The sequence below is a fragment of the Salinibacillus aidingensis genome, assembly GCF_039522525.1.
Classification (GTDB): domain Bacteria; phylum Bacillota; class Bacilli; order Bacillales; family Alkalibacillaceae; genus Salinibacillus; species Salinibacillus aidingensis.
The window spans coordinates 130,048-147,634 of record NZ_BAAADO010000001.1 but is presented as its reverse complement, the minus strand read 5'-3'; the positions used below and the strand labels follow the sequence as shown (position 1 = coordinate 147,634).

22 protein-coding genes and 1 pseudogene are annotated in these 17,587 nt (G+C 40.2%); 18 read left to right on the top strand and 5 right to left on the bottom strand.

The features are described 5' to 3' along the window. The first annotated feature begins 102 nt into the window (after positions 1–102). The 6 genes from ABD006_RS00800 to ABD006_RS00775 all read left to right on the top strand — a co-directional run bounded on the left by ABD006_RS00800 (position 103) and on the right by ABD006_RS00775 (position 3,320). Positions 103–1,047, top strand: coding sequence for a thymidylate synthase (locus tag ABD006_RS00800; protein ID WP_343836463.1), 945 nt, complete (start codon positions 103–105; stop codon positions 1,045–1,047). 67 nt (positions 1,048–1,114) lie between these two features. Beyond that, positions 1,115–1,609 carry a dihydrofolate reductase gene (locus tag ABD006_RS00795; protein ID WP_343836460.1) on the top strand — a complete coding sequence of 165 codons (495 nt, stop codon included), beginning with the start codon at positions 1,115–1,117 and terminating at the stop codon, positions 1,607–1,609. 162 nt (positions 1,610–1,771) lie between these two features. Next, positions 1,772–1,978, top strand: a complete 207-nt coding sequence (tatA, locus tag ABD006_RS00790; RefSeq protein WP_044157745.1) for a twin-arginine translocase TatA/TatE family subunit — start codon at positions 1,772–1,774, stop codon at positions 1,976–1,978. 21 nt (positions 1,979–1,999) lie between these two features. After that, positions 2,000–2,194, top strand: coding sequence for a twin-arginine translocase TatA/TatE family subunit (locus tag ABD006_RS00785; RefSeq protein WP_343836458.1), 195 nt, complete (start codon positions 2,000–2,002; stop codon positions 2,192–2,194). A 99-nt stretch (positions 2,195–2,293) separates the two neighbouring features. Beyond that, the gene (gene tatC / locus ABD006_RS00780; protein ID WP_343836454.1) at positions 2,294–3,061 is read left to right on the top strand and encodes a twin-arginine translocase subunit TatC; all 768 of its coding nucleotides are present in this window, start codon (positions 2,294–2,296) and stop codon (positions 3,059–3,061) included. Positions 3,062–3,098: 37 nt separating this feature from the next. Further along, positions 3,099–3,320, top strand: a complete 222-nt coding sequence (locus tag ABD006_RS00775) for a YozE family protein (RefSeq protein WP_343836452.1) — start codon at positions 3,099–3,101, stop codon at positions 3,318–3,320. Between the two features lie 53 nt (positions 3,321–3,373). Here the strand turns inward: ABD006_RS00775 and ABD006_RS00770 are convergent, their stop codons facing one another. Next, complete coding sequence (locus ABD006_RS00770; protein ID WP_343836450.1) at positions 3,374–3,712, bottom strand: YolD-like family protein; 339 nt, start codon at positions 3,710–3,712, stop codon at positions 3,374–3,376. Positions 3,713–3,994: 282 nt separating this feature from the next. Here ABD006_RS00770 and ABD006_RS00765 point away from each other — a divergent pair, with 282 nt between their 5' ends. The 4 genes from ABD006_RS00765 to ABD006_RS00750 all read left to right on the top strand — a co-directional run bounded on the left by ABD006_RS00765 (position 3,995) and on the right by ABD006_RS00750 (position 8,885). Next, positions 3,995–4,195 carry a hypothetical protein gene (locus ABD006_RS00765; protein ID WP_343836448.1) on the top strand — a complete coding sequence of 67 codons (201 nt, stop codon included), beginning with the start codon at positions 3,995–3,997 and terminating at the stop codon, positions 4,193–4,195. Positions 4,196–4,305: 110 nt separating this feature from the next. Then, positions 4,306–5,454: an exonuclease SbcCD subunit D gene (locus tag ABD006_RS00760; RefSeq protein WP_343836445.1), complete on the top strand. Its 1,149-nt coding sequence runs from the start codon at positions 4,306–4,308 to the stop codon at positions 5,452–5,454. A gap of 1 nt (position 5,455) precedes the next feature. After that, the gene (locus tag ABD006_RS00755; RefSeq protein WP_343836443.1) at positions 5,456–8,569 is read left to right on the top strand and encodes an AAA family ATPase; all 3,114 of its coding nucleotides are present in this window, start codon (positions 5,456–5,458) and stop codon (positions 8,567–8,569) included. A 67-nt stretch (positions 8,570–8,636) separates the two neighbouring features. Next, complete coding sequence (locus ABD006_RS00750) at positions 8,637–8,885, top strand: DUF2584 family protein (RefSeq protein WP_343836441.1); 249 nt, start codon at positions 8,637–8,639, stop codon at positions 8,883–8,885. Positions 8,886–9,207: 322 nt separating this feature from the next. Here the strand turns inward: ABD006_RS00750 and trhO are convergent, their stop codons facing one another. After that, complete coding sequence (trhO, locus tag ABD006_RS00745; protein ID WP_343836439.1) at positions 9,208–10,182, bottom strand: oxygen-dependent tRNA uridine(34) hydroxylase TrhO; 975 nt, start codon at positions 10,180–10,182, stop codon at positions 9,208–9,210. Between the two features lie 202 nt (positions 10,183–10,384). Continuing rightward, a complete protein-coding gene (locus ABD006_RS00740) occupies positions 10,385–11,251 on the bottom strand; it encodes an NAD(P)-dependent oxidoreductase (protein ID WP_343836437.1) in 867 nt (288 codons plus the stop codon). A gap of 302 nt (positions 11,252–11,553) precedes the next feature. Between ABD006_RS00740 and ABD006_RS00735 the strand changes: the two genes are divergently transcribed. The 7 genes and pseudogenes from ABD006_RS00735 (at position 11,554) to ABD006_RS00705 (ending at position 15,433) form a co-directional block, all read left to right on the top strand. Further along, the gene (locus ABD006_RS00735; protein ID WP_343836435.1) at positions 11,554–12,234 is read left to right on the top strand and encodes a uracil-DNA glycosylase; all 681 of its coding nucleotides are present in this window, start codon (positions 11,554–11,556) and stop codon (positions 12,232–12,234) included. Between the two features lie 94 nt (positions 12,235–12,328). Beyond that, a complete protein-coding gene (gene vrrA / locus ABD006_RS00730) occupies positions 12,329–12,991 on the top strand; it encodes a VrrA/YqfQ family protein (RefSeq protein ID WP_343836433.1) in 663 nt (220 codons plus the stop codon). Between the two features lie 83 nt (positions 12,992–13,074). Continuing rightward, positions 13,075–14,037, top strand: coding sequence for a peptide-methionine (R)-S-oxide reductase MsrB (gene msrB / locus ABD006_RS00725; protein WP_343836430.1), 963 nt, complete (start codon positions 13,075–13,077; stop codon positions 14,035–14,037). 92 nt (positions 14,038–14,129) lie between these two features. Next, entirely contained in the window at positions 14,130–14,333 is a 204-nt protein-coding gene (locus ABD006_RS00720) for a DUF6501 family protein (protein ID WP_343836428.1), read from the top strand. After that, the gene (locus tag ABD006_RS00715) at positions 14,333–14,656 is read left to right on the top strand and encodes a hypothetical protein (protein ID WP_343836426.1); all 324 of its coding nucleotides are present in this window, start codon (positions 14,333–14,335) and stop codon (positions 14,654–14,656) included. Before ABD006_RS00720 ends, ABD006_RS00715 begins: the two co-directional genes overlap by 1 nt. Before the next feature lie 18 nt (positions 14,657–14,674). Further along, positions 14,675–15,043 (top strand): annotated as a pseudogene (locus ABD006_RS00710) (DNA/RNA nuclease SfsA); the annotation flags it as partial. Between the two features lie 18 nt (positions 15,044–15,061). Further along, entirely contained in the window at positions 15,062–15,433 is a 372-nt protein-coding gene (locus tag ABD006_RS00705) for a VOC family protein (protein WP_343836424.1), read from the top strand. A gap of 73 nt (positions 15,434–15,506) precedes the next feature. Here the strand turns inward: ABD006_RS00705 and ABD006_RS00700 are convergent, their stop codons facing one another. Both ABD006_RS00700 and ABD006_RS00695 read right to left on the bottom strand, forming a co-directional pair. Continuing rightward, entirely contained in the window at positions 15,507–15,893 is a 387-nt protein-coding gene (locus ABD006_RS00700; protein WP_425542163.1) for a cbb3-type cytochrome c oxidase subunit I, read from the bottom strand. Positions 15,894–15,980: 87 nt separating this feature from the next. Further along, the gene (locus ABD006_RS00695; protein ID WP_343836419.1) at positions 15,981–17,171 is read right to left on the bottom strand and encodes a M14 family metallopeptidase; all 1,191 of its coding nucleotides are present in this window, start codon (positions 17,169–17,171) and stop codon (positions 15,981–15,983) included. Between the two features lie 174 nt (positions 17,172–17,345). Between ABD006_RS00695 and ABD006_RS00690 the strand changes: the two genes are divergently transcribed. Further along, entirely contained in the window at positions 17,346–17,582 is a 237-nt protein-coding gene (locus ABD006_RS00690) for a ferredoxin family protein (RefSeq protein WP_343836417.1), read from the top strand. Positions 17,583–17,587 lie beyond the last annotated feature (5 nt).

The following is a 17,587-nucleotide window of genomic DNA, read 5'->3' as shown; positions in this document are numbered from 1 at the left end:
CCGTTTAGCTAGAACCAATATATGATGGCGGAAAAGTGGTTATGTACACACATAAAACATGTTACAATAATGTAATGAAAATAGGGAAAGTGGTGACGACTCTTGCAACAGTATCTTCAATTAACCAGAAACATCTTAGAAAATGGGACAACCCGGAGCGACCGAACCGGAACAGGCACGATCAGCATCTTCGGGACACAGATGCGTTTTAATTTAGCGGAAGGATTTCCATTATTAACAACCAAAAAAGTGCCTTTCAGACTAATAGTCAGTGAACTGCTATGGTTTCTTAAAGGTGATACAAATATTAAATTTTTGTTACAGCATAATAACAATATTTGGAATGAATGGGCGTTTAAAAACTGGGTGGAAAGCACAGAATATGATGGACCTGATATGACGGATTTTGGACGCCGTGCGCTGACGGATGAAGCCTTTAATGAACAATACAAAGAACAAATGAGAAGGTTTAAAGAAAATATTTTAAATAGCGACGAATTTGCACGCAAATATGGTGATTTAGGCAATGTTTACGGCAAACAGTGGAGAGAGTGGAAAACCTCTCAGGGTGATACGATTGATCAGATCAAAAATGTGATTGATCAGATCAAAACAAATCCGGCTTCCAGAAGACTTATTGTTTCAGCCTGGAATCCTGAAGATATCCCAACAATGGCCTTGCCGCCATGTCATACGATGTTTCAATTTTATGTAGCAGATGGCAAGCTGTCCTGTCAGCTTTATCAGCGCAGCGGGGATATGTTCTTAGGTATACCTTTTAATATCGCCAGCTATGCTCTGCTTACACATTTAATTGCTAATGAGTGTAATCTTGAAGTAGGGGAGTTTATCCATACCATTGGGGATGCTCATATTTATCAAAATCATCTGGATCAGGTAAAGACCCAGCTTAGTCGTGAGCCTCGTTCCTTGCCATCAATCAAAATAAACGAGGAGATAACGTCCATTTTTAATCTTAGTGTAGAAGATATTGAATTACATGATTATAACCCTCATCCGGCGATTAAAGCACCAGTTGCTGTTTAATTGCTTCAGCCTGATGAACGCTGCCAGATCACAAAAGCTGACGTGATGATTAAAGGAAGTGAACGGAATGATATCTTTATTAGTAGCTATGGATCAGAAACAGGTCATTGGCAAAGATGGGGATTTGCCATGGCGGTTGCCCAATGATCTCAAATTCTTTAAAGAAACAACCCTGGATCATACCATTATTATGGGGAGGAAGACCTATCAATCGATTGGAAGACCCTTGCCACGCCGTGAAAACGTGATCCTGACAAGAGATCGTACGTTTAAGGCTGATGGGTGTAAAATCATTCACTCATGGGATGCCGTCATGGAACGGAATGAGCGTTTCCCTGAAGAAGAGATTTTCGTTATTGGCGGGAATGAGCTGTTTAACGTTGCTCTTTCTTTTGCTGATAAAATGTATATTACGGAAATTGAGGAATCCTTTGATGGAGATACCTTTTTTCCTGCTTTTGGCCGCTCTGAATGGGAGCTCGTACATAAAGAAAAAGGGATAAGAGATGATAAGAATCCTTATGATTATTATTTCTGTACATATGTCCGGAAAAAATCATGAATTTTTTGTCACAAAATCCAATAAGTATTTGCAAATTCGGATGGTTTGAGAGAAAATGAGAACTAGAGTTGCAGATATCTTTGTTTAATGGATGTTCTGCTGGAGAGAATAGTAAAGAATTGTACATATATTACCCACAAATTAAACAGGCAGGTGATTGTTATGATGCAAATTGGAATTCCCGGATTAATTTTAATTTTAATCATCGCACTTGTGATTTTCGGACCGAAAAAGCTTCCGGAGCTTGGCAAGGCAACAGGGCAGACGTTAAAGGAATTTAAGAAGTCGACCCGTGAGCTGACTGAAGATGTAACAGATGAAGTGAAGGAAGTACAGGACATAACATCAAATGACTCAAAAAAATCATGAATCACTTTGAGGTGAATGTGAATGGGACAAATTGGAATTCCTGGTTTAATCTTAATTCTCGTTGTTGCGCTCGTGATTTTTGGACCATCTAAGCTCCCTGAAATCGGAAAAGCAGTTGGCTCATCTTTAAAGGAATTTAAACGTGCAGCAAGTGGCGTGATGTCGGATGATACGGATCAGCAGAAGAAAAACATTGAAACGAAAGATAAAAACTAATAGGTTCGGCTGAAGGTGTAAGGATCTTCCTTACACTTTTTGCTTGTTAATATAGGAATGGCTTTGTCACGTATACGTGAGAGGCAGGAGGTGTGTCCAATGTCAGAAAACGAAAAGGAACAAACAGAAGATACCTATACCAGTGAGGAAATGGAAGTCACTGAACATATACAGGAATTGCGAAAGCGAATCATATGGACGATTGTCTTTTTCATTCTGTTCTTTGTTGCAGGACTTGTTTTTGTCCAGGATATTTATGATTTTTTCACCCGTAATCTTAAATATGAATTAGTGGTCCTTAGTCCGTGGGAAATTATGTGGATCCATATTATGATTGCCAGTGTTATTGCCATTGGTGCTGCACTTCCTTTCTTTTGTTTCCAGGCCTGGTTATTTGTCCGGCCGGGTTTAATGCCTAGGGAAAGAAAGGTCACGTTAATTTATGTACCAGCGGTCTTTCTCCTGTTTATCGCCGGTTTGCTATTTGGGTATTTTGTTGTGCAGGAGCTGATCTTTAACTTTTTAATGGGCTTGGGAGAAGGTATGTTTGACAATATGTTTACCGCTGAGAAATATTTCCGGTTCATTCTCACAACAACGTTACCTTTTGCTTTCTTTTTTGAAGTTCCGTTAATAGCTATGTTTTTAACCAGTCTTGGCATTATTGATCCCGCTAAGCTGAAAAAGGTAAGGAAATATGCCTATTTAGTTCTGGTGATTCTGGGTACGATGCTCTCTCCGCCTGATTTTATTCTGCAGCTATTCGTTGCAGCACCGTTAATTATTCTGTATGAAATTGCGATTGTGATGTCAGGTGTTGTGTATCGAAGGAAAATTGCAAAAGAACAGGAACATGCTGTAGAATAATTTCATAAACATTTACGTAATTAAGGGAGAGAATGGTGTGCGTTCTTTTTATCATTTTATGATGAAATTCAGAGGCATGGACAAACATGCAGAAGAAAGACAGCTGGCTGATTGGATGTTTCGTGACCATGATTTTCCGAAACAATCGAAATCCTATGATGAAATCAGCCGCTATTTAGAATGGAATATGCCTTTTACAGGAGCCCTTCAGGTGTTCGACCAAATGTGGGAGGCTTATATAGTGGAGGAAATGGAATAGGAAGTTTCAGGGAATGGTATTGGGTGACCAATACCATTTTTGTTTGGGAGGGTTTACGGATGATCATCAGCAGGTTCAATGTGTAACAGCGTTTGAACGGCTAGCTTTTCTGTCCCCTGTACCGTCTCAAATTGAATAGTCTGGTGCTGTTCATTTAGTTTTGTGATTCTTCCTTCCCTGGTTTTCCTGTTTCCATCCTGATAAACGGTCACTTGTACCTTTTGTTTCTGCTTACAGGCTGTTACGCATATCTGATTCATTTCTTCTAATTCCTGTTCATCCAGGACAGGCATAGGCTCCTTCTCATAATCCTCCCATAGCTTCTTTAATTCCTCCACATGCTCCGGCAGCATTAAAGAAGTCCATTTCTTATTACCCCGATCCTTTAACAATCTCATCACCTCATGTTTTTTCTTTCGATACTAAAAGTAATCTATCTTTATTAGCAGTTGAGATACACGTAGACTCCTGCGGGAAAACCGGACAATGCAAGACCCCACAGCGAGGTACGAGCGAGGAGGCTTGCGGATCGCCCGCGGAAAGCGAAGTGTATCTCAACTGCGGTAACAATAACCAATGTGAAATGATCATTTTTATTATACACGAACAAATATTCGATTAAAAGTGGATAAAGAACAAATGTTCGTGTATAATAAGAACAGGAGGTGAACAGCATGCTTGCCAATCAGAAGGTAAAAGCAGATCAATGGGTGGAGATCATTTATCAAAGTCAATCAGGAGAAATAACGAAACGTACAATTAAAATTTATGGTTCCAACAAAGAAAAAATATTCGGCTATTGCTTCATGCGAAAAGACTATCGCAGCTTTTACAAAGAACAAATTTTAGCCATGATTCCCAAAAAACGCCTTTAATACCTCATAGAAAACCTTCAAGTAACCACATTTTTTCAAATTACCACAGGAATCAATTCGTGATAAAATAAATGAAGAGACAAGAAAAACGCGATGGAGTGTATGTAAAAATGAGAATTGTACACACAGCTGACTGGCACTTAGGCAAAATTGTGCATAACACATATATGACAGAAGATCAGGAACATGTATTACAGCAATTTTTAGAGGAGCTAAAAGAAATAAAACCGGATGTGATGATTCTTGCCGGCGATTTATACGATCGGGCAATTCCTCCGAAAGAAGCGGTGGAATTGCTCAGTCGTATGCTGACAACCATTGTTTATGATATGAACATCCCGATTTTAGCGATTACCGGAAATCATGATAGTGCAGAGCGTATGGACTTCGGAACTCAGCTGCTCAGAAGAAACAGGCTATTTATTCAGACAAAACTTAATCCGGATCTGGAGCCCGTAATCGTCGAGGATGAACATGGACCGGTATATTTTCATTTAGTCCCTTATATGGAGCCTGCGGAAGTAAGAAAAATTCTTCAAAAAGATGATATTACTTCCCATCAGGAAGCGATGGCGGAAATTGTCGGACAGATTCAATCCAAATACGATTTGGAAAATGAAAGACATATTTTCGTCGGACATGCTTTCCTGGCTGGAGGAATGGATTCAGAATCGGAAGAACGGTTAACTATGATTGGGGGTACACCGTATGTGGAAGCTGAATTGTTTAAGCCGTTTACTTATACAGCACTGGGACACCTTCATCAGCCCCAAAAGGTAAAGTATGATCATATTCGTTATTCCGGCTCTATTTTTAAGTATTCCTTTTCGGAGGTGAATCATAAAAAATCCTTTACGGTCCTGGATTTAGACGAAAAGGGAATCGATACACTGGAACAGAAGCCTTACCGGATGCAGCGCGATTTAATTCGAATAGAAGGATATTTAAATGAACTGCTTGATACAGAAGAAGTATGCGAGGATTACTGCCACATAACCTTACTGGATGACGGAGAAATTATGGATCCCATTGGAAAGCTGCGAAAGTGGTACCCTAACATTCTTAAGTTAGAGCGTAAAATGACAGGAACGCAGAATTTACACGAATTGAAACGGGTAAAAGAACGCCAGCAGATGTCCCATATTGAGCTATTTTCCTCCTTCTATGAAAATATGAAAGGGGAGCCTCTGCCTGAAAATCGCAAAAAAATTATGGAAAATATTGTACAAAAAGTTGTAGAAGAAGAAAGGGGACGGTAATATGCGGGCAATAACACTGAAAATGTCTGCATTTGGACCATACAAAGATGAACAGGTGATTGACTTCTCTCAGATGGGGGAGGAAAAGCTCTTTCTAATCACAGGTCCTACAGGGGCCGGGAAAACCACTGTTTTTGATGCCATGTGTTTTGCTCTATACGGAAGGGCAAGCGGAGATGATCGTGACCATGATACATTGAGAAGTCACTTTGCCGGTGTGGACCAGCAGACGGAGGTTTCCTTCCGTTTTCAATTGCATCAAAAGGAGTTTGAAATTGTCCGTACTCCCAAACAGTTGAAACGTAAAGCTCGTGGAGAAGGATTCACGGAGCAGCCACCACAGGCGGAAATCTATCAGATCATTGATGGAGAAAAGCATTTGCTTTACGGAAAGGTAAAAGAGGTCAATGAAGCTGTAGAGGATATGCTTCAACTGGATTATGAACAGTTCCGGAAAATGGTGATGATTCCCCAGGGCGAATTCCGTCGGCTGATTTCTGAGAATAGTAAAGAACGGGAAGAAATTTTGCAGAAAATCTTTCATACCTATTTTTATGAACAAATGACGAAGCGCTTAGCAGAAGAAAGTAAAAGTATTCAGCAGCAGCTAGAGCAAATTGAAAATCAGGAGCAGCAGGAAATTTCATATATCAACTGGCCTGAAGAATATAATATAGATAATCCTGATTCGAAACAGGCAAAGCAGAATCTCCTTATCCTTATTGAAAAAACAGAGAAAGTGATTCATCAACAGGAAAAAGAGCTGAAGGAAAAACGACAACAACAGCAAAACAGTCAGGATAAATATTATCAGGCAAAAGAGCTGCAAACGCTTTTTGAGGAACATGATCAGCGTAAAGAGGAACTTAATGAATTAAAAGCAAAGCAGGAAGAAATCGACAATCAAAAGCAAAAATTAAAGCAGGCCAAAGCTGCAGCCAGTATCAAGCCCTACGAACAGCAGGCAAAAGTGCGTCAGGATGAGCTGAAAAAAATTGAGAAGGATCTAAGTTTAAAGAGAGAAGAACAACATCAAATTCATAAATCTTATGATCGGATAGAGAAGGATTATAAAAATACGAAAGAAGAAGAACCGCATCGGGAAAAGTTAAAAGAATCCATTCGTTCTATGAAGGAACAGCTGGAGAAGGTAAAACAGGCTACAGATCTGGAAAAACAGAAGAAAGAACTGGCTAATGCGTATCACACAGAAAAGCCTAAGCTGGACCAGACCGATCAGAGAATTGAACAACTGGAAAAAGAGATTGAGAAATTCGATGAAGACATTACCCAATCTCAGCAGCTTACAGAGCAGTTCTATGAATTTAATGCCAAGCTTAAGGAATTTGAGCAGATTCTTAAGAAGGCGGATAAACTGCATCAGGAAAATGAGCAGTTAAACAAATATCGCATTCAGTACCGTAATGTTTTGAAAGAATACGAGAATGACGAGCATTATGTTGAACAATTACGAGACGAGTTACAACAGCTGGAAGATGCTCAGCGGAACGAAAAGGCAGCTCTCCTTGCTTCAGATCTGACAGATGGAGAGGCCTGTCCGGTTTGTGGATCTGTCCATCACCCACAAAAGGCAGAATTTAATCATACCTCTGTTACTGATGAAATGATCAATTCCAAGCGAAAACAGCTGCAACAAAGAGAGCAAAAGTATAAGCAAATCCAGAAAGAATATGTAGACATTAAATCTCAGGGAACCTCACAAAACCAGACAGTAGAACATTTACAGCAGGAACTTGAGGGTTTATCCGGAGTGAATGTGGATTTGAAAGAAATCGATCAGCATATTAAGGAATGGAAGCATGAAAAAGCAGGTATAAGTACAAAACGCAACGAATTGGACAAGCAATTAAAAGAATTGAAGCAAAAGCAGGAAAAACGAAGGCTGTTAAAAGAAGAATTAAATAAAGCAAAAAAAGATCAGCAGCATAAGCATGAAACCCTGCAAAATTTGAAAGAACAGGGAGTCAAAATTCAGTCCCAGCTTGAAAGCGTAAGAGCAGGACTGGAAAACCCTGATGACGATTACCAGGTGGTGCAGGAACGACTTTCTAAGACAGAAAATGAATATGAGAAACAGATGAATAAGTGGAATGAGCTTCAAAAGGATTTTGAAAAAGTGAAGGAGCAAAAACAGACACTGGATGTAAAAGTCGAGTCCTTACAAAATCAATTACAGACGGCTCAAGCTACTTATCAGGAAGCAGAACAAAGCTTTCTGAATGAATTAAAAGAAAAAGATTTCGTGACGGTTGAACATTATGAACAGGCGAAAATGGCTGACGCAGACATGGAAAAAGCAGAGGAACAGATCAAAGCATTTGAAGAAAAAGTTTCAATCACAAAAAGTCGTTACGACCAGCTTTCCATTCAGCTGAAAGAAAAAGAACGTCCTGACCTGGAAACCCTGGAAAACACGTTAAAGCAGATGAATGAAGAAATTGATGCCAAAACGAAACGTATTCAGGAACAGCAGCTGCAGCTGGACCGGCACCTTTCAACCTCGGATCGACTGCATCAGCTGGCTGAGGAAAAACAGGAATTAGAGGAAACGTATTTTGATATTGGGGAATTGGCCAAACTCTCAAGAGGAGACAACCAATTGCGCCTGTCATTTGAACGTTATGTATTATCCTCCTTTTTGGATGAAATCTTATTCCAGGCCAATATTCGCCTGGATCAGATGACAGATCACCGATACCAGTTAAGAAGAAGTGACCGTGTAGCTAAACGTGGTGCCCAAAGCGGTCTCGATATTGAGGTGATTGACCATTACACAGGTCAAAATCGTTCGGTTAAAACCTTATCCGGAGGAGAAGGATTTAAAGCAGCATTAAGCCTTGCTCTTGGAATGGCCGATGTTGTACAGGCCCATTCCGGTGGTGTGGAGCTTGACACCCTCTTTATTGATGAAGGATTTGGAACCCTTGATGAACTTTCACTGGAGCAGGCGTTAAATTGCTTAAGTGATCTGCAAAAAGGCAACCGGATGTTAGGTATCATTTCTCACGTACAGAAATTAAAAGAAGAAATAAGGGCCAAGCTTCACATAGAACCTTCACACAGCGGCTCTAAGGTATCACTTACCGTGTTTTAGTCTTCAATACTAATAAGGAATGAGTCCAGGATAAAAGTTTTATAATATTTTGGAAGGGGATGGTCCCATGTCTGTACCGTTAACAATTGAATGGAAGCTTGTTACAAATGAGAAGGAGAGACGAATGAATGTAAAAGAGAACATCTTTGAAATTACCTTTTCGGGCTACAAACTGTTTCCTATCGATGTCCCCATTGACATTATGAGGCACGAGGATTCAGACCAAATTGGAAGTGCCATCGTGAAGAAAATTACATTCGAGAAAAATCAGACCGTCTGCCAATATCAGCTGGTTTCGTTGTATAGTGTGAACTAACCGGGACATTTAAAAGTCAATTTTTCTAGGAAGATCGTCATCTGAGGCGATCTTTTTTTGCGCTGAAAAAAGGTTCATGACATTAATAAAGAACAAAACGGCAAAAATATTGTACCCGTCAAAACGTCGTCTTTACATAAAAAAGAGGCTGGGACATAACGAATTCGCTTGGTAATAAACCGAATGATAGGATGAATTTCCGGAGCGGTAGTTCCTACACCTATTATAATTCGGGTTTACCTTTAACGAAAACAACTTTGTCCCAGCCTCAAATACTGAACTTAAATCATTAAGTCAGATCATTAAGGGTTATTTTTTAAGTTTAACCTTGTGCCACTTTATCTTCTTCTTCAATACGCTTTAAACGTTCCTGAATGTCTTCCTCTGTCATTTGATGCTCAACCACATAACGGTTTCTTGGAGAAACGCGGCATTCATGGGAACAGCTGCGCATATATTTATACTCGTTTTCTTCAGAGCAGAGGAACTGACGGTTACAATCAGGGTCAGCGCAGTTTACATAGCGCTCACATGGTTTCCCATCAAAATAATCTCTGCCTACTACTACATGCTCTTTCTGATTTACAGGAACGGAAATACGTTCATCAAAGACGTAGCATTTCCCATCCCATAGTTCTCCCTGTACTTCAGGATCCTTTCCGTAAGTGACAATACCTCCGTGCAGCTGGGCAACATCTTCAATTCCTTCTTTTTGCAGCCAGCCGGAGACCTTTTCACAGCGAATGCCACCAGTACAGTACATGAGGACACGCTTATCTTTTAATTCATCTTTATTTTCCTTAATCCATTCAGGAAGCTCACGGAAGGTTTCAATGTCCGGGTTAATAGCTCCTCTGAAATGACCGAGGTCATATTCATAGTCATTACGTGTATCTAAGACAACGGTATCGTCTCTTTGTAATTCTTCATAAAATTCCTTTGGATCCAGGAACTCTGCTGTTTCTTCACTTGGATCCCATTCATCATCCAAACGCAGAGTCACGAGTTCTGGACGATGACGTACATGCATTTTCTTGAATGCGTGTCCCTCCACTTCATCCACTTTGAACATCATATCTGCGAAACGGGGGTCGTTGTGCATCGTTTCCATGTACTTGTTTGTTTGTTCCACCGTACCTGAAACCGTACCATTCAGACCTTCTTCCGCAACTAAAATACGACCCTTCAGTCCCAGCTCTTTACAAAACTCCAAATGTTCAGCCGCATAGGTTTCAGGGTCCTCAATGTGTACAAATTTGTAGTACAGTAAGACCTGATATTTTTCCTTGTTTTCCATTCTTATTACCACCTATCCATTTATATTTGCAAGATATAAACTTTTAAGGTGCTGTATGCATGTTATCTCTTGCAAAAGGAAATTTTATCACGGTTTCTGAACTTTATCAAATTAAAATTCACGAGTGAATGGATTGATAAACACCAAACGAACCATTCATTTGATGTTCAACTTTCTTATAATTTTTAATCCGAAAAAATTATTATGAAAAAAGCTTAATCAATGCCTGAGTACCAGAATCCTCATCACCTTTTTCCGCTAACTCTGTATACAGAGAAAGAGACAGCTCCAGACCTGGTGTCATCAGGTTCATATCTTTAGCGGATTCCAGGGCAATTTTCATATCTTTAATAAAATGTTTCACATAAAAGCCAGGTTCAAAATCACCCTGAATCATCCGTGGTCCTAATTTACTTAAAGAAAAGCTCCCAGCTGCACCAGTGGTAATAGAATCTAATACTCTCTCAGGATTAAGACCTGCTTTTTTAGCATACATAATCGCTTCACAAACCCCAATCATGTTGGAAGCAATGGTTATTTGATTACTCATCTTTGTGTGCTGTCCTGCTCCTGCTGGTCCCTGAAGGATGATGTTTTCCCCCATAACATTAAAAACAGGAAGCATTTCCTCATAAGCTGACTCATTTCCTCCAATCATAATAGCTAGCTTCCCATCACGGGCTCCGATGTCACCACCGGATACAGGGGCGTCTAACGCATAAAGCCTTTTCTTTTTGGCCTGTTCATCAATCTTTTGAGCGAGCTGTGGTTTTGAGGTGGTCATGTCGATTAAGTATGTACCTTCGCGGGCGTTTTCCAGGATGCCGTTTTCCCCAAAGTAAATCTCCTCAACATCTTTTGGATAACCGACGATGGTGATGATCACATCCGATGTTTCTGCCAGTTCAGCTACTGAGTTCTTCCAGGCCGCACCTTCATTGAGAAGCTCCTGTGCTTTTTCCTTCGTACGTGTATAGAGCTGGAGTGAATAACCTGCCTTCATAAGGTTACGAGCCATGCTTTTTCCCATGACTCCGGTTCCAACAAATCCAATGGTTGTGCTGGTCATATAGATCCCCCCTCGATAAAATTTTCATAAATTTGCCATAGGATATACCTTAATTCTACTCTTTCTTCAATTATACTTAAAGTGTAAAACGAAACTGTATAGGGGGAGTTCACGTGCTACCTGCCATTTTATTCGGATTAATTTTAACAAGTTTTGTAGGGTTTATTATTTATTCAGAAGTAACTTCATAACGGTTATAAACTTATAGGCAGCCAGGCACGGCTATGTGTCTGGCTGTTGTTTTCTTAAAAAGAGAAAACGAGTAAAATAGAAATCGAGAATGGTATGAGGGTGAGAGAGAAATGAAGCAGATATTACAAAATGACTGGAATGACTATTTAAGCGAGGAATTTGAAAAAAATTACTATCAGCAGTTACGGGAGTTTTTGAAAAGGGAATACAGCTCTGAAACGGTATATCCTGATATGCACGATATTTTCAATGCCTTTCATTATACCCCTTATCAAAATACGAAGGTAGTAATTTTGGGACAGGATCCTTATCATGGACCTGATCAGGCACATGGCTTCAGTTTTTCGGTACAACCATCCGTACAGATTCCTCCTTCTTTAAAAAACATCTACAAGGAATTGCATCAGGATTTAGGATGTACAATCCCGAATCATGGCAATTTAATTCACTGGGCCAGGCAGGGAGTTCTTTTATTAAATGCGGTCCTGACCGTTCGTGCCCATCAGGCTAATTCTCATCGGGGGAAAGGCTGGGAGTATTTTACGGACAAAGTAATTGATGTACTGAATAAGCGGGAGCGACCTATCGTATTTATTTTATGGGGAAGAAATGCCCAGGAAAAAAGCAAGTATTTGGATCAGGATAAACACTGTATTATTAAATCCCCGCACCCCAGTCCCTTATCGGCTTATCGCGGTTTTTTTGGCAGTAAGCCTTTTTCCAAAGCTAATCAGTACTTAAAATCTATAGGGGAAACACCCATAGACTGGCAAATTCCTGATTTAGGTTAATTTTCTCAGTTGTTTTCCATATAGAGCCTACACTGATTGTGCCTTCTCTTCGTACAGTAAAGTAGTACGTTTGCTTAGAAGAGGAGGAAGAGCGATGGCACCAAATACAGGAAGACCGAATCCATTTGATTTTCCAGGACCACAGAGACCACCTCAGCAGCCACCACAAGGTTTTTTTCAGCAGCCCGTGAATCCTGGCCAAACGGGCGGACAGCAAAGGGGAATTGGTGGACTTTTTCAGCGTCTGTTTAGTCGTACGCCTAAAGGAAATCAAGGCTTCGGTCCAGGAATGGGACCTGGCCCGGGTATGGGAGGCTTTGGTCCAGGAATGGGCACGCAGAATCCTGGTCAATTTACCGGAGCTGCTTCAGGGATTGAAAAGGCATCAAAAGCTTTAGGGAATGTTCAGCAGGCCATTAATGTTGCTCAGCAGGCAGCGCCTATGGTTCAGCAATATGGCCCCATGGTTAAGAATTTGCCGGCCATGCTAAAAATGCTTAAAGCACTGAATGAATCCGATGCTGAAGAAGACCATACCAGTGAGGAAGATGAGTATAAATCGGATCAGGAGGGTAAGGATACCGAAACATCTTTTGAGCAAAGGGAAGAAGATGAGGATGAATTAGAGAAGTTGCTCAGTTCCAATGAAGACTCAAAAGAAAACCAATCAGACACTAAGAAAACACATTTTGCCCCAAGCCGAAAAAGAAGAAGATCAACAGAGGATGGGCGTTCAAAACCAAAAGTTTTTGTGTGATCTGAAAAATCCCCTGAGTTGTGAAGAAGCGTTTTCCAGTATAAAATAGAAGTAACCAATTGCAATAGAGGGGGTAAGTATACATGTCTCAAAATAACCTGGAAAAAGCGACCTTTGCTGGTGGCTGCTTCTGGTGTATGGTGGAGCCGTTTGATGCCCGTCCTGGAATTGAATCCGTCATTTCCGGTTACACGGGAGGGCATAAGGAAAATCCAACGTACGAAGAAGTATGCAGTGAGACCACGGGGCACTATGAGGCCGTGCAAATCACGTTTGATCCAGCTATTTTTCCGTATAAAGATCTTGTTGAAATTTACTGGACATTAATTGACCCAACCGATCCAGGCGGTCAATTTAATGATCGCGGGGATTCCTATCGAACAGCTATTTTTTACCATAATGAAGAACAGAGGAAAATTGCAGAACATTCCAAACTTGAGCTGGATAAAAGCGGGAAGTTTTCAAAGCCAATCGTGACGGATATTTTGCCTGCATCAACGTTTTATCCAGCTGAGGATTATCATCAGGATTACTACCAGAAGAATCCTCTTCATTATAAAATGTATAAAAAAGGATCCGGACGCCAGGATTTTATTGAAAAAACATGGGGCAATCATAAGAATAAAGAAGAGCTCAAGAAGATACTCAATCCCATTCAATATCAGGTAACACAGGAAAATGGCACAGAGCGTCCCTTTCAAAATGAATACTGGGATTATGAAGAAGAGGGAATTTATGTAGATATTGTATCTGGTGAACCATTATTTTCCTCGAAGGATAAATATGATGCAGGCTGTGGATGGCCAAGCTTTACAAAGCCCATTTATGATAAGCAGGTCAAAGAACAGCTTGATACATCACACGGAATGAGAAGAGTGGAAGTCAGAAGTAATTATGCCGACTCCCATCTTGGACACGTCTTTGAAGATGGGCCAATGGATCAAGGCGGTCTCCGATACTGCATGAATTCAGCAGCTATGAAATTCATTCCGAAAGATGAAATGGAGGAAAAAGGGTACGGGAAGCTATTGTATCTCTTTGAGTAAAAGGCACATACCACAGGGTGATCTCACAGGCGAGACACCCTCCTGTTTATTTACATTTCATATACAAAACCAGACATAAAGGAGCAGAAAAAATGATTCATAAAACATGGGAAGAAGGCAATACCATTAAAAAAATTGAGTGTGTACATGCAAATGCGAAAAAGTATATCGTTAATCGTGTACTGACACCTGGTAAGGTATACGATGTAAAAAATGAAACGGATGAATTCTACTTTATTATCGATAATACAGGGAAAATAGGTGGATTCTTTAAGGATTATTTTAAGGAAGTCTAATGTTTCTGCCTAATAACAGAAAAATGCATTCGGCCTCTTTCATTGAGCGAAAAAATCGCTTTATCTTAAGGTGTCAATTAACAGAAACCAAAGAAGAAATTACCGTCCACCTGCAGGACCCTGGTCGTTTAAAGGAACTGCTCATCCCGAACAACACAATCTATGTATCATACCATGATGAACCTCATCGTAAAACCAAGTGGACAGCTGAAATGATTAAAAAACCGGATAGTGACATGCTTATATCCTTACGTTCCACCTTACCGAATCAGTTAATGAAGCATGCACTTCAGAAAAAGGCTCTATCTGATTTTAAACATTAAGATTATAAAAAGCAGGAATTTACCTATGGTGGTTCAAGGTGGGATTTTTTACTGCAAGGGGAAAATAAGCCGTATTTACTTGAAGTAAAAAGTGTCACGATGGCTAAAAACAGAATTGGATACTTTCCGGATGCTCCAACAAAAAGGGGAGCAAAACATGTGGAGGAGCTCACCTCTATTCGTGAGCAAGGCCTGTATCAGACCGGGATTCTTTTTGTTTGTCAAAGAGAGGATATAAAATCTGTTCAGCCTGCGGATTGGATCGACCCGGATTTCGCCCATGTGCTTCTTAATGCTAAGGAAGCTGGTGTTGATATAAAAGCAAGATCATGCAAGGTAGCATTAAATGGAATTACTTTAGGGGAACAAATTTCCGTGCAAATCTAAAATAGGGGAGTTGGAGATATGTCTTTTACAATAAAGGGAATTGATCACATTCAATTGGCGGCACCAGCTGGATGTGAAGAAAAAGCGAGGCAATTTTTTAGTGAAATTATTGGAATGAAAGAAATTGAGAAGCCGGAAACTCTAAGGAAAAACGGGGGAGTCTGGTTTCAATGTGGACATCAGGAAATACATATAGGTGTTGAAGAAGATTTTCGTGCAGCAAGAAAGGCTCATCCAGCGTTCTATATTCAAAATTTGCCTAAATTAAAAGAACATCTCGAGGAAAATGGGATAGAAGTTACCGTAGATGACCGGCTACCTGGATATCAACGCTTTTACGTGGCAGATCCATTTGGAAATCGATTGGAATTTTTGGAAGAAGATGATTAATGAACAAACTTCTTATGTGAAAAAGACCGTATAAGCACGGTCTTTTTCTTATTTCCTGCAATCTTCCATTTGCCTATGCCTTTTTACGTCTAAGGTTAACCAGTATGTTAAACGCAAAAAATAGAACGCCCAGCAAAACGAGGGTACCCCCAACAGCAGTCCCGACAATAAGTGGGGTGCTGTTCATATTTCCTGTCAGCAGCATGACAGCTAAAGAAATCATCATTAAAGGCAAACCAAGGTTGTGTAACCAGAAGTGAATCTTCGCAGATCTTCTGCTTGTGAGCTCAGGAAATAATACATAAATGATACCGATTAAAGTAAGGGCGGTCCAGCCAAGAAGATTGATATGAACATGTACACCAGTGAGTGTATATTGGTGGGAAGTTGACATGTAATAGCCTATACACACTCCAATTACAAAATAAACAGATGAAATTTTAATTAGTAAAGTTCCCAAATGTTTCATCTCCCTTTTATATAGTCAAACTTATTTTATATTCGTTCTAAGGTTCTGGGAACTATACCAAAGTATAATTTTTTAACCTTACATATAGAGACTGGCCAGGAATATCCCCAATGCCTCCTGATAAATTTCTTCATATTGACTTAAAGGCAGAGGGTTTATCCCTTCTCCAAGCTCAAGTGTATAACCTGGGCGCTGCCACTCCTGTATAAACCAATCCTTATAACCAGCATAACTGTCTACAGTTCGAATCGGCTGATAGCCGCTTACTCTCGCAAATTCATTAACGATTGTCTCAGCAATTGGAGGTTCTGAATTTTCAAAGCCCCAGTAAATAACCTCCCCCTGTGTATGAAAAGCTAACACTCGATCAAAATCACGATTGACTGTAAGATCAGCTATTGCACTAGCTTCCGGCTCTGTTAAGGGTGCTTCTCCAGGATAATCTCTCGGAGCTGGTTCCTGTTCCTTACGTTCTTTTTCAATTTCCCATTGGGCCGGGTATTGGTTATTGAGATCTACGCCTCTGATATTGGCCTTCCAATTGGAGAAATCTGTACTTCCGTTATTAATATCCAGCACAAGCTCCCGATAATTGGGTTCTTCAGGAGGGCCGTTCAGCACTAAATTTACACCATCTGGATTTACCATGGGTACCACGGAGAGAAGAACTTCTTCATATAAAGGATTCACCTGCAAGCCACGTATCGGCTGCTGGTTGGTTAAGGAAAGTAAATAATCATTTAAAAAGGTCATAATAATGGGTGTAGTAATCCACTCATTCGCATGGAAGGAACCATTCCAGTGGACTTTTTTTGCACCCTTCCCAATAACAAGTTCCGGGATGGGTTTGCCCATCACAGATTGGCCGACTTCAAAATTAGACATAAATGGATAAATGTAGGATAGCTGACGCAAGTTTTGAATCAGGTCGTCGTACGTATATTCCTGCCGGCCATTGACCACTCTCCAGGTCACTCTTCTTGGCAGTATAATCTGCTGACCCGCATATAAAGCATTAGGATTGATTTGCCGATTCACAAATAAGAGCTGTTGAAAGGAAATATTTTGCTGTTGGGCAATCGTCCATAATGTATCGCCAGATTGAATGGTATAGTTTTCCTGGACAAATCCCGGAATTCTGACTGTTTGACCGATGGATAATTGGTCAGGATGGATAGATGGGTTAGAATCGATGATAAGCTGAAGAGGCAGTTGAAAGGTTTGACTGTACAACCAGTAATTGTCACCCGCCTGAACCGTAATATTCATGCTGTACCCCCTATAATTTCAAGTCTCACGTAAAATATATGAGTAATCATTCTTTAATATTTGTAAAAGAAAGAGGAAATTTCGCAAAAAAACGTGATAAAAAAAAGGATTTTTTGTCATGGACATTTAATATTATAAAAGTAAGTGGAATTTAACGATAAAGGAGGGCTTATTTTGGCATTTGTTATAACCTCGCCTTGTAAGGAAGAGAAGTCGGCGGAGTGTGTAGAAGTTTGCCCGGTTGAATGTATAGAAGAAGGCAAAGACATGTTTTACATTGACCCGGATATTTGTATTGACTGTGGCGCCTGTGAAGCGGTTTGTCCGGTTGAAGCCATTTATCATGAAGACGATGTTCCTGAAGAGGAAAACGAATACATTGAATTGAATAGGAAGTTCTTCCAGGATTAAATAAC

Bases quoted from the DNA above. Each gene is read 5' to 3' on its own strand.
- ABD006_RS00795 (WP_343836460.1), top strand. From the start codon at position 1,115: ATGATATCTTTATTAGTAGCTATGGATCAGAAACAGGTCATTGGCAAA.
- tatA (WP_044157745.1), top strand. From the start codon at position 1,772: ATGATGCAAATTGGAATTCCCGGATTAATTTTAATTTTAATCATCGCA.
- ABD006_RS00785 (WP_343836458.1), top strand. From the start codon at position 2,000: ATGGGACAAATTGGAATTCCTGGTTTAATCTTAATTCTCGTTGTTGCG.
- tatC (WP_343836454.1), top strand. From the start codon at position 2,294: ATGTCAGAAAACGAAAAGGAACAAACAGAAGATACCTATACCAGTGAG.
- ABD006_RS00765 (WP_343836448.1), top strand. From the start codon at position 3,995: ATGCTTGCCAATCAGAAGGTAAAAGCAGATCAATGGGTGGAGATCATT.
- ABD006_RS00760 (WP_343836445.1), top strand. From the start codon at position 4,306: ATGAGAATTGTACACACAGCTGACTGGCACTTAGGCAAAATTGTGCAT.
- ABD006_RS00755 (WP_343836443.1), top strand. From the start codon at position 5,456: ATGCGGGCAATAACACTGAAAATGTCTGCATTTGGACCATACAAAGAT.
- ABD006_RS00750 (WP_343836441.1), top strand. From the start codon at position 8,637: ATGTCTGTACCGTTAACAATTGAATGGAAGCTTGTTACAAATGAGAAG.
- trhO (WP_343836439.1), bottom strand. From the start codon at position 10,182: ATGGAAAACAAGGAAAAATATCAGGTCTTACTGTACTACAAATTTGTA.
- ABD006_RS00740 (WP_343836437.1), bottom strand. From the start codon at position 11,251: ATGACCAGCACAACCATTGGATTTGTTGGAACCGGAGTCATGGGAAAA.
- ABD006_RS00735 (WP_343836435.1), top strand. From the start codon at position 11,554: ATGAAGCAGATATTACAAAATGACTGGAATGACTATTTAAGCGAGGAA.
- vrrA (WP_343836433.1), top strand. From the start codon at position 12,329: ATGGCACCAAATACAGGAAGACCGAATCCATTTGATTTTCCAGGACCA.
- msrB (WP_343836430.1), top strand. From the start codon at position 13,075: ATGTCTCAAAATAACCTGGAAAAAGCGACCTTTGCTGGTGGCTGCTTC.
- ABD006_RS00720 (WP_343836428.1), top strand. From the start codon at position 14,130: ATGATTCATAAAACATGGGAAGAAGGCAATACCATTAAAAAAATTGAG.
- ABD006_RS00715 (WP_343836426.1), top strand. From the start codon at position 14,333: ATGTTTCTGCCTAATAACAGAAAAATGCATTCGGCCTCTTTCATTGAG.
- ABD006_RS00705 (WP_343836424.1), top strand. From the start codon at position 15,062: ATGTCTTTTACAATAAAGGGAATTGATCACATTCAATTGGCGGCACCA.
- ABD006_RS00695 (WP_343836419.1), bottom strand. From the start codon at position 17,171: ATGAATATTACGGTTCAGGCGGGTGACAATTACTGGTTGTACAGTCAA.